Origin of the sequence: Streptomyces sp. NPDC001634, assembly GCF_040298185.1 — a bacterium.
Taxonomy (GTDB): Bacteria; Actinomycetota; Actinomycetes; order Streptomycetales; family Streptomycetaceae; genus Streptomyces.
Genome location: NZ_JBEOZU010000160.1, coordinates 1 through 10,785 on the forward strand (window position 1 = coordinate 1; position 10,785 = coordinate 10,785).

Below are 10,785 nucleotides of genomic sequence, written 5' to 3' on the forward strand. Positions count from 1 at the left end.
CTCGCGGGCGCGCTCACGGGTGCGCTCGGCGGCGGCGCCGCGATCCCGCCCGCCTGGCGCGAGGCCTGCCGCACCCTCTCGGGCTGCGCCCTCCCCCGCCTGACCGGCACGGATCTCGTACACCTCGCCGAACTCCTGGAGGCAACGGAACTGGCCGCCCCAGGTGGATGATTCGGGACATGACGCCCACTTCTGACGAGACGACCCCTCTCGACGAACGCATCACCGGCGCCCTGGTGGGTGCCGCCGTCGGCGACGCCCTCGGTGGGCCTGTCGAGGGGCACTCCCCCGAGCAGATCGTCGAACGGCACGGCGGCCGCGTGCATGGGATCGTCGGCCCCTGGCACGGCGACGCCTGGCGCACGGCCCGCCCCGTCGCCCCGTACCACAAGGGCAATGGCCACGTCACCGACGACACGTTGATGACGCATGCGCTGGTACGGGTGTACGCGGCCGTCCGCGACCACCTGGACGCATACGCGATCGCGCGGCACCTGGTCCCCGACCTGATGACCAACCCCCGCTGGATCCCCGAACTGGAGACGGAGGCGATCCCCCTCCAGCGGATCTTCCTCGCGGAGAAGTGGCTGGTGGCCCGGCTGCACTACGGTCATGCCGACCCACGGGAGGCCGGCGTCGGCAACATCGTCAACTGCGGTGCCGCTATGTACATGGCGCCGGTCGGCCTGGTCAACGCGGCCAACCCGGCGGGTGCGTACGCCGAGGCTCTGGACGTGGCGGGCGCCCATCAGTCGTCGTACGGAAGGGAGGCGGCCGGTGTGTTCGCGGCGGCGGTGGCGGCGGCCTGCGAGCCGGGCGCGACCCCCGACTCGGTCGTGGACACATGCCTGTCCCTGGCGAAGGACGGAACGCGCGCCGCCATCGAGACGGTCTGCGACGCGGCCTCCCGCTACTCCGACTTCGAGTCGGCGCTACGGCCGCTGCGGGAGGCGGTGGCGCCGTACGACACCGTCGGCCCCGACTATCGCGCGCCGTCCCTGGGTGCCCGTCGCCCGTCCCGGCTGCACACGATCGAGGAACTCCCCGTCGCGCTGGGCATGATGGTGGTGGCACGCGGCGACTTCCGCCACGCGGTGCTCGGCTCGGTGAACTACGGCCGGGACTGCGACTCCATCGCGACGATGGCGGGCGCGATCACCGGCGCACTGGGCTCGGAGGTCCCGTCGTACTGGGCGAAGGAGGTCGCGGAGGCGAGCCGCCTCGACCTGCACGCACCGGCCCGGACGCTCGCGCAGATCACGCGGGAGATCTTCGCCCAGGACGTACGCCGCCGCCGGGCCCACGAGGCGGCGTTCACCGGGATCGGAGGCTGAGGTGCTCCGACTGACCTGGGTCCAGCCGGAGGACCTCCTCGGCCATGAACTCCACCAGGCGCGACAGGACGGCCGCGAGCCGTCGGCGATCGCCGCGAGATGGCGGGCGGCGGGCGGCAGGCAGGCCCCGCTCCGGGCCGGGGCGTCACCGGTGCCGGCGTCACCGTATCTGCGGCTGCTGGCGAAGGACCTGCTGGACGAACTGGCGGACCTGCCCAGCAGCTTGACGGAGCATGAGCCGACGGACCTGGAGCAGATCAGGACGCTGTGCCCGAACTGGCCGTGCCGGCCCGGGGAAACCGCCCCTGGGGCGACCCCCGGCGAGGAACGCCTCGAAGCCGCCTGGCTCGGCAGAGCCGTCGGCTGCCTCCTGGGCAAACCCGTGGAAAAGCTCCCCTTGGACGGCATCCGCCACCTCGCCCGCGCCGCCGGCAACTGGCCCCTGAACACCTGGTTCACAGCCCGGGGAGTCCCCGCCGACCTCGCGGAGCGATACCCCTGGAACCGCCGCTCCGAACGAACATCCCTTGCCGAGAACATCGACGGCATGCCCGAGGACGACGACCTCAACTACCCTCTCCTCAACCTCCTGTTGCTCCAGCGTCATGGCAAGGCCTTCACCACCACCGACGTGGCCCGGCTCTGGCTCGACATGCTCCCCGCCGGCCGCACCTTCACCGCCGAACGCATCGCCTGCCGCAACCTCCTCTCCGGTGTCGAACCCCCGCGCACGGCCCGCCACCGCAACCCCTTTCGCGAATGGATCGGCGCCCTGATCCGCGCCGACGTCCACGGCTGGACCAACCCCGGCGACCCGGCCGCCGCGGCCGAACAGGCCCACCGCGACGCCACCCTCACCCACACCGCGAACGGCGTCTACGCGGCGATGTTCACAGCGGCCGTCATCGCGGAGGCGGCCACCGGGGCCCATGACGTCCACCACTGCCTGCGCACCGGACTCGGCGTCGTCCCGCCCGGCTCCCGGCTCGCCCTCGCGCTGCGCCATGCGATCCAACTCGCCCGGGACGCACACGACTTCGAGGCCGTCGTCGACGAGCTCCACACCAGCCACCGCAGATACCACTGGGTCCACGCCATCCCCAACACCGCCCTGATCGCCGCCGCCCTCACCCACGCCGACGGCGACTTCACCGGATCCATCTGCCGTGCCGTGTCGGGGGGCTGGGACACCGACTCGAACGGAGCGACAGCGGGCAGCGTCGCGGGCCTGCTGGCCGGCCGTCCCGGCGCGTTGCCCGACCGCTGGACAACCCCCCTCAAGAACCGGCTGGCCACGTCCGTCGGCGACTTCAACGGCATCGGCTTCGACACCCTGGCCCACCTCACACACCGGGAAACCCACCGCTCATGACCGCCCCCCTCACCGGCCTCCGTGTCCTCGATCTCGCCACCCTCTTCGCCGGTCCCCTCGCCGCCACCCTGCTCGGTGACTTCGGTGCCGAGGTCATCAAGGTCGAGCATCCCTCCCGACCGGACCCGTCCCGCGGCCACGGCCCCACGAAGAACGGGGTGGGCCTGTGGTGGAAGCTGCTGGGCCGCAACAAGCGCACGATGACGCTGGACCTGTCGAAACCCGGCGGACGTACGACGCTGCTGCGCCTCGCCGAGACCGCCGACGTGATCATCGAGAACTTCCGCCCGGGCACCCTGGAGAAATGGGGCCTCGGCTGGGACGAGCTGTCGGCCGTGAATCCCCGGCTGGTGCTCGCCCGGGTGACCGCCTTCGGCCAGTTCGGCCCCTACGCGCACCGCCCCGGCTTCGGCACGCTCGCCGAGGCGATGAGCGGGTTCGCGGCCATCACCGGGGAGCCGGACGCGCCCCCGACGCTCCCGCCGTTCGGGCTGGCCGACTCGATCGCGGGCCTGACGACGGCGTACGCGGCCATGACGGCCCTCGCGGCCCGGGACCGCACGGGCGCGGGCCAGGTGGTGGACATGGCGATCATCGAACCGATCCTCACTGTGCTGGGCCCGCAGCCGGTCTGGTACGACCAGCTGGGCCACGTCCAGGAGCGCACCGGCAACCGCTCCCACAACAACGCCCCGCGCAACACCTACCGCACCGCGGACGGCAACTGGGTCGCCGTCTCGACCTCCGCCCAGTCCGTCGCCGAACGGGTGATGCGCCTGGTCGGCCGTCCGGAGCTGATCGACGAACCGTGGTTCGCGACGGGCGCGGACCGGGCCCGGCACGCGGATGAGCTCGACGAGGCGGTCGGCGGGTGGATCGCCCGGCGCACGCGCGCGGAGGTCCTGAAGGAGTTCGAGAAGGCGGAGGCCGCCGTTGCGGCGATCCAGGACGTACGGAATGTGATGACCGACCCGCAGTACGCGGCGCTGGGCACGATCGCCACGATCCCCGACCCCGAGCTGGGCCTGCTGCGCATGCAGAACGTGCTGTTCCGGCTCTCCGTCACGCCCGGCGCGATCCGCTGGGCGGGGCGGCCGCACGGTGCGGACACGGCGGCGGTCCTGGCCGAGCTGGGCCTCACGGACCCGGAGATCGCCGCGCTCGAAGCGGAGGGCGCCCTGTGACCGCGCCCCCGGGCTTCCCCCCTCTCACCTGGCTGTACGCGCCCGGGGACCGCCCGGAGACGGTCGGCAAGGCGCTGGTGTCCGGGGCGGATGTGGTGCTGATCGACCTGGAGGACGCCGTGGCCCCGGACCGCAAGGAGTACGCGCGGGAGGCGACGGCGGACCGGCTGTCGGAACGCCCGCCGGTGCCGGTCCACGTCCGGGTGAACGCGCTGGACAGCCCCTGGGCGGACGCGGACCTCACGGCGCTGACGGCGCTGCCCGGCCTCTGCGGCCTGCGCCTGCCGAAGGTGACGTCACCGTCGGACGTGGTGGGCGTCGCGGAACGGGCCGCCCCCGCCGAGGGCGGCGCGGTCCCCCTGTACGCCCTTCTGGAGACGGCCCTGGGTGTGGAGCGGGCGTTCACGATCGCGTCCGCGCATCCGGCCGTACGGGGCATCGCGCTGGGCGAGGCGGACCTACGGGCGGATCTGGGCGTACGGGAGGACGCGGGCCTGGACTGGTCGCGGGCGCGGGTGGTGGTGGCCGCGCGGGCCGCCGCGCTGCCTCCGCCGACCCAGTCGATCTATCCGGACATCCGGGACCTGGAGGGCCTGGCGGCCTCCTGCGCCCATGGGCGCACGCTGGGCTTCCTCGGCCGCGCGGCGATCCACCCCCGCCAGCTCCCGGTCATCGAGCGTGCCTACGCGCCCACGGCGGAGGAGATCTCACGGGCGGAGGAGATCCTGAAGGCCGCGGCCAGGGAGCCGGGCGCCCAGGCGCTCCCCGACGGCCGCTTCATCGACACGGCGGTGGTGAGAGAGGCCCAGCGAACGCTGTCGCTGGCGCGCAGGAGGCGGTGAGGGTTTCCCTTCGTCGCACACGCCGGGGGCGCCGTATCCGGCGATACGGCGCCCCCGGCAACGTACGAGCGGCCCTCAGCTCTTCTTGGCCGACTCGGTCTCTTCCTGCGAAGCCTCGGAGGCATCGGGGGTGTCCGGGGCGTCCAGCGCGTCCGGGGTGTCCGAGGCGTCCGGGGTCTTCGTAGCCTCGGGAACCGTCGACTTCTCGTCCTCCGGCTCCGGCTCGGCCTTCTTCTCCAGCTCCGGCCCGGCCTTCTTCTCCGGCTCCACGGCGCCTTCGGCCCCCTCGGGCTCCCCGTCGGAGACACCCGGCTCCACGACTTCCTCGCGGCCCGGCCGTAGCCGCGACGACACCACGATGTACGCCACGGCGCACAGGAACACCAGCATCGCGGTCCAGTCGTTCAGCCGCAGGCCCAGGATGTGGTGCGCGTCGTCGACCCGCATGTACTCGATCCAGCCGCGGCCCACGCAGTACGCGGCCACGTACAGCGCGAACGCCCGGCCGTGCCCCAGCTTGAAGCGGCGGTCCGCCCAGATCACCAGGAAGCCGACCCCGATGCACCACAGCGACTCGTACAGGAAGGTCGGGTGGTAGTACCCCGGCACCCGCCCGTCCGCCGACGAGGTGATGTGCAGCGCCCACGGCAGGTCCGTCGGCCGTCCGTACAGCTCCTGGTTGAACCAGTTGCCCCAGCGGCCGATCGCCTGAGCGAACGCGATCCCGGGTGCGACGGCATCGGCGTAGGCGGGCAGCGGGATGCCCCGCCGCCGACAGCCGATCCACGCGCCGATCGCACCGAGCGCGATCGCGCCCCAGATGCCGAGTCCGCCCTGCCAGACCTTGAACGCGTCCACCCAGTCACGGCCGTCGCTGAAGTACAGCTCGTAGTCCGTGATCACGTGGTACAGCCGTCCGCCGACGAGGCCGAACGGGACGGCCCAGACCGCGATGTCGGCGACTGTGCCGGACCGGCCGCCCCGGGCGATCCAGCGTTTGTTGCCGAGCCACACGGCTACGAAGACACCGATGATGATGCAGAACGCGTAGCCGCGCAGCGGAATGGGGCCGAGGTACAGCACCCCGCGCGACGGGCTGGGAATGTAGGCAAGTTCCATGGCAAGAACGACGCTACCGTGCCGGACACGCAGGGTGGCAACCCACCCGGCTACGGGTCCATAACGTAGGACGCCCCCGGCACGTCAGGACCGGGGGCACCACGGGGTGACAAGGGCCTCAGCCCTTGTTCGCCGCTTCCACCATCTGCTTCAGCTTCGCCGGGATCATCGTCCGGTCGGCGGAGATCTTCTTGTCGCCGAGGAACACGGTCGGCGTGCCGGTGAAGCCGCCCGTCTGGAACGCGGCGTTCGACTTCACCACCCAGCTGTTGTGCGTGCCGTCCTTGACGCACTTCTGGAACTCCGGCGTGTCGAGGCCGCCGACCTTGCCGGCCAGCTCGATGAGCTTGGCGGAATCCGAGAACGAGTCCTGGGTCTCCTGCGGCTGGTTCTGGTACAGCACGTCGTGGTAGGGCCAGAACTTTCCGGCGTCCTGCGCGCACGCCGCCGCGTTGGCCGCGTCGCGGGAGCCGGTGCCGCGCAGGTTTCCGTCGATGAGCGTGACCAGGTGGTAGTCGACTCTCAGCTTTCCGGCGTCGACCAGTTCGTGGATCGTCGGGCGGTAGACGGTCTCGAAGAGCTTGCACGCCGGGCAGCGGAAGTCCTCCCACACCGTGAGGGTCGCCTTGGCGGAGTCCTTGCCGACCGGGATCGCAAGGCCGTCCTTCCCCTTCGCGCCCGAGGGCACCACGGCGGGGCCCGAGGCGCTGCCCTTTCCGCTCTTTCCGGCGTTCGCCGCCAGGATTCCCACCACGGTCGCCAGGGCCAGGACGCAGACGACCGAGGCGCCCACGATCAGCGCCCTGCGGCGCTTGTCCGCGGCTTTCTGCTTCTCACGCTCGACCGCCAGCCGCTCACGGGCGGTGCGCTTTCCGTCACGGTTCTTCTCGCTCACATCCGGCAGAACGAACCGGGGAGGCGCAGCGCGCCTCCCCGGCCCCAGGTCCACTCGTTCGAGTGAGCGGATTGTCCCGTTACGCGTTGCCGCGTACGCCCTCGGCCAGCTCACCGGCCAGCGTCCGTACCGCCTCCAGGGCGGCCGCCTCGTCCTCCGCGTCCAGCATCCGCTTCACGAACGCCGAACCGACGATCACCCCGTCGGCGAAGCCGGCCACCTCGGCGGCCTGTGCCGCGTTGGAGACGCCGAGGCCGACACAGACCGGCAGGTCGGTGGTCGCCCGGGTGCGGCGGACCAGGTCCTGGGCCTGGGCGCCGACCGTCTCACGGGTGCCGGTGACGCCCATGAGCGAGGCCGCGTAGACGAAGCCGGAACCGGCCGCGGTGATCTCGGCGAGCCGCTCGTCCTTGCTGCTGGGCGCGACCACGAAGACCGTGGCGAGCCCGTGCTTCTCGGCGTGCTCCCGCCACAGGGCCGACTCCTGCACGGGCAGGTCCGGCAGGATGCAGCCGGCGCCACCCGCCTCGGCCAGCTCGGCCGTGAAGCGCTCCACGCCGTAGCGGTCGATCGGATTCCAGTACGTCATCACGAGCACCGGTTTGCCGGTCGCCCCGTACGCCTCGCGGACGGTGCGCATGACGTCGGCGATCTTGACGCCGCCGCGCAGGGCGATGTCGTCGGCGGTCTGGATGACGGGACCGTCGAGGACGGGGTCGCTGTGCGGCAGTCCCACCTCGACGACGTCGGCGCCGCCGTCTAGGACCGCCTTGATCGCGGCGATGCCGCCGTCGACGGTCGGGAAGCCGGCCGGCAGGTACGCGATGAGCGCGGAGCGCCCCTCCGCCCCGGCGGCGGCGAGGGTGTCCGACAGCAGTTGGCCCTTTCCACTGTTCAATGCAGCCCCGCTCACTTGGCGTCCCCCTCGATCTCCGCGCCCTCGCTGTCGGCGTCCGCGGCGACGGACGCGTCGGTGTCGTACAGGCCGAAGTAGCGGGCGGCCGTGTCCATGTCCTTGTCGCCGCGCCCGGACAGGTTGACGACGATCAGCCCGTCCCTGCCCAGCTCCCGGCCGACCTCCAGGGCGCCGGCGAGCGCGTGGGCGCTCTCGATGGCCGGGATGATGCCCTCGGTGCGGGACAGCAGGCGCAGGGCCTGCATGGCCGCGTCGTCGGTGACGGCGCGGTACTCGCCGCGGCCGCTGTCCTTGAGGTACGAGTGCTCGGGGCCGATGCCCGGGTAGTCGAGGCCGGCGGAGATCGAGTACGGCTCGGTGATCTGGCCCTCGTCGTCCTGCAGGACGTAGGAGCGGGAACCGTGCAGGATGCCGGGCTCGCCGGCAGTGAGGGTGGCGGCGTGCTCACCGGTCTCGATGCCGTGCCCGGCGGGCTCGCAGCCGATCAGACGCACGGACGCGTCGGGGATGAACGCGTGGAAGAGCCCGATGGCGTTGGAGCCGCCGCCCACGCAGGCGATGGCCGCGTCGGGCAGGCGCCCGGCGCGTTCGAGCAGCTGCCGCCGCGCCTCCACGCCGATCACGCGGTGGAAGTCCCGCACCATGGCCGGGAAGGGGTGGGGTCCGGCCACGGTGCCGAAGAGGTAGTGGGTGTGCTCGACGTTGGCGACCCAGTCGCGGAACGCCTCGTTGATGGCGTCCTTCAGGGTGCGGGAGCCGGACTTCACGGCGATGACCTCGGCGCCCAGCATCCGCATACGGGCGACGTTGAGGGCCTGCCTCCGGGTGTCGATCTCACCCATGTAGATGGTGCAGTCGAGCCCGAAGAGGGCGCAGGCGGTGGCGGTGGCGACGCCGTGCTGGCCTGCGCCGGTCTCGGCGATGACCCGCGTCTTGCCCATCCTCTTGGTGAGGAGGGCCTGGCCGAGCACGTTGTTGATCTTGTGGGATCCGGTGTGGTTGAGGTCCTCGCGCTTGAGGAACATCCGGGCGCCACCGGCGTGTTCGGCGAACCTTGGCACCTCGGTCAGGGCGCTGGGCCGGCCGGTGTAGTTGACGAGCAGGTCGTCGAGCTCGCGGGCGAACTCGGGATCGGCCTTGGCCTTGTCGTACTCGACGGCGACCTCGTCCACGGCGGCGACGAGGGCCTCCGGGATGAACTTGCCGCCGAAGGCGCCGAAGTAGCCCTCGGCACTGGGGATTTGACCCTCCGGGTCGGGGATGAAGAACTCGCTGGGCATGCGGAAACCTCACGGTGAGTGTGTGAACAGACACTGATCGCCGTGGGGGCGGGGCTTGTCGGTCGGCCGCGGGCCGTCCGTGGCTTGTCGCGCCCACGCGGCGGAGCCGCATGGGCGGGTACTGCCCCGCACCCCTAAGAGGGGCGCTGCCATCGCCGTCCGTTTACTTGGCCGGGCTCGTCACCGATGACGTACCGCACGCGTCGCCCGTGCACCCGGCGTGCGGGCGCACGGCAACCGCGGGGTCGGCAGCCGCGGGCGAGGCGGGCATACCGGTCCGTGGTCGTCACGGTGATCGGAAGCGTCATCGGAGCCAACCCTACCCGTGTGTCAGCCCCGGCCGTGCCGCAATGCGGGATGCGCACCCGCCGCCACCATGTCGGCGACCGCTGTCTTCGGGTCGCGACCGGTCACCAGCGACTCGCCGACGAGCACCGCGTCGGCGCCCGCGTTGGCGTACGCGATCAGGTCGTGGGGGCCGCGGACCCCGGACTCGGCGACCTTCACGATTCCCTCGGGGATCTCGGGGGCGACCCGCTCGAACGTGGAGCGGTCGACCTCCAGGGTCTTGAGGTTGCGCGCGTTGACGCCGATCACCTTCGCGCCGGCGTCCACCGCCCGCTCGACCTCGTCCTCGTCGTGCACCTCGACGAGCGGGGTGAGCCCGATGGACTCGGCGCGCTCGACGAGCGACTCCAGGGCGGGCTGGTCGAGGGCGGCGACGATCAGCAGCGCGAGGTCGGCGCCGTACGCCCGTGCCTCCCAGAGCTGGTACGAGGTGACGATGAAGTCCTTGCGCAGCACCGGGATGTCGACCCGGGCCCGGACGGCCTCCAGGTCGGCCAGCGAGCCGCCGAAGCGGCGCTGCTCGGTCAGGACGGAGATGACGGCCGCGCCGCCCGCCTCGTAGTCCGCCGCGAGCCCCGCCGGGTCGGCGATCGCGGCGAGCGCGCCCTTGGAGGGGCTGGACCGCTTGACCTCGCAGATCACCTTGACGCCGTCACCGCGCAGGGCGGCGACGCCGTCCTTGGCCGCGGGAGCCTTCGCCGCGCGCTCCTTGAGCTCGTCGAGGCTGACGCGCGCCTGCCGCTCCGCGAGGTCGGCACGGACTCCGTCGATGATCTCGTCGAGCACACTCACGCGAGCGGCCCCCTTCCTGGCGGTTGACGATTCAGCCGGCTCAATCGGGTTGAGCCCGGTTCCACCGGGTCTGCCTCGGCGGTGGGTACCGATGGTCACTTTGATGGTATCCGGAGGAAGGCGTAGGCCTCGCATCCGGTTGACGCCGGTCCCACTACCTGGACATTCACAGGTTGATCAAGGATGCAGCCAGCCACCGAAGGGCAGGTTCCGGACAACCGTGAAGACCAGCAGCAACGCGCCCAGGCTCCACATCTGCACCGGCCCGAGCTCGATCCGCAGCGGCCGTCCCCGCACGGCGCGGATCACCCAGACGGTCCACACCACGGTGAAGGCCAGATAGCCGACGACGGCCAGTGCGTTGTCCTGGAGCGCCGCCAGGAAGTCCCCGTGCACGAAGGCGTGCGCGCTGCGCAGTCCGCCGCAGCCGGGGCAGTACAGGCCGGTGTAACGGAACAGCGGACAGACCGGGTAGTGGCCGGGTTCGTTGGGGTCCACCGCACCGACGTAGGCGAAGGCTCCGACGACGCCCGCGAGCGCCCCGGCGGGAACGGCGAACCGCCTCAGGACGGCGGTGGCCGCGCCGCCCGTACGGTACTGGGGCACGCTATGTGACCCCGTACTGCTTCTCGAAGGCGCGGGCCGGTTCCGTGCTGGTGTCGCGGGTGTTGATGCCGACGAACTGGACGCCCTTGCTCGCGGT

11 protein-coding genes and 2 pseudogenes are annotated in these 10,785 nt (G+C 71.8%); 5 read left to right on the top strand and 8 right to left on the bottom strand.

Annotated elements, in window-relative coordinates:
- From ABT186_RS46060 to ABT186_RS46080, 5 genes and pseudogenes are all read left to right on the top strand, one after another.
- Positions 1-171, top strand: a pseudogene (locus ABT186_RS46060) (ADP-ribosylglycohydrolase family protein); the annotation flags it as partial.
- 8 nt (positions 172-179) lie between these two features.
- A complete protein-coding gene (locus ABT186_RS46065) occupies positions 180-1,334 on the top strand; it encodes an ADP-ribosylglycohydrolase family protein (RefSeq protein WP_351234140.1) in 1,155 nt (384 codons plus the stop codon).
- Between the two features lies 1 nt (position 1,335).
- The gene (locus ABT186_RS46070; RefSeq protein WP_351234142.1) at positions 1,336-2,706 is read left to right on the top strand and encodes an ADP-ribosylglycohydrolase family protein; all 1,371 of its coding nucleotides are present in this window, start codon (positions 1,336-1,338) and stop codon (positions 2,704-2,706) included.
- Entirely contained in the window at positions 2,703-3,890 is a 1,188-nt protein-coding gene (locus ABT186_RS46075) for a CaiB/BaiF CoA transferase family protein (protein WP_351234144.1), read from the top strand. The genes ABT186_RS46070 and ABT186_RS46075 overlap by 4 nt, the downstream gene beginning before the upstream one ends.
- Positions 3,887-4,732: an HpcH/HpaI aldolase/citrate lyase family protein gene (locus ABT186_RS46080; protein ID WP_351234145.1), complete on the top strand. Its 846-nt coding sequence runs from the start codon at positions 3,887-3,889 to the stop codon at positions 4,730-4,732. Before ABT186_RS46075 ends, ABT186_RS46080 begins: the two co-directional genes overlap by 4 nt.
- 75 nt (positions 4,733-4,807) lie before the next feature.
- Here the strand turns inward: ABT186_RS46080 and lgt are convergent, their stop codons facing one another.
- From lgt to ABT186_RS46115, 8 genes and pseudogenes are all read right to left on the bottom strand, one after another.
- Positions 4,808-5,851 carry a prolipoprotein diacylglyceryl transferase gene (gene lgt / locus ABT186_RS46085; RefSeq protein WP_351237381.1) on the bottom strand — a complete coding sequence of 348 codons (1,044 nt, stop codon included), beginning with the start codon at positions 5,849-5,851 and terminating at the stop codon, positions 4,808-4,810.
- 118 nt (positions 5,852-5,969) lie between these two features.
- Positions 5,970-6,746, bottom strand: coding sequence for a DsbA family protein (locus tag ABT186_RS46090; protein ID WP_351930393.1), 777 nt, complete (start codon positions 6,744-6,746; stop codon positions 5,970-5,972).
- A 79-nt stretch (positions 6,747-6,825) separates the two neighbouring features.
- Complete coding sequence (gene trpA, locus ABT186_RS46095) at positions 6,826-7,644, bottom strand: tryptophan synthase subunit alpha (RefSeq protein WP_351237385.1); 819 nt, start codon at positions 7,642-7,644, stop codon at positions 6,826-6,828.
- A gap of 11 nt (positions 7,645-7,655) precedes the next feature.
- Positions 7,656-8,942 (bottom strand): tryptophan synthase subunit beta, encoded by a 1,287-nt coding sequence (gene trpB / locus ABT186_RS46100; RefSeq protein WP_351237387.1) that lies wholly within the window; start codon positions 8,940-8,942, stop codon positions 7,656-7,658.
- Between the two features lie 134 nt (positions 8,943-9,076).
- Entirely contained in the window at positions 9,077-9,250 is a 174-nt protein-coding gene (trpM, locus tag ABT186_RS48225) for a tryptophan biosynthesis modulator TrpM (protein ID WP_502973530.1), read from the bottom strand.
- A 22-nt stretch (positions 9,251-9,272) separates the two neighbouring features.
- Entirely contained in the window at positions 9,273-10,082 is an 810-nt protein-coding gene (trpC, locus tag ABT186_RS46105; protein ID WP_351930395.1) for an indole-3-glycerol phosphate synthase TrpC, read from the bottom strand.
- Between the two features lie 177 nt (positions 10,083-10,259).
- Positions 10,260-10,688, bottom strand: a complete 429-nt coding sequence (locus ABT186_RS46110) for a DUF2752 domain-containing protein (RefSeq protein ID WP_351930397.1) — start codon at positions 10,686-10,688, stop codon at positions 10,260-10,262.
- A gap of 4 nt (positions 10,689-10,692) precedes the next feature.
- A pseudogene (locus tag ABT186_RS46115) lies at positions 10,693-10,785 on the bottom strand (TlpA family protein disulfide reductase); the annotation flags it as partial.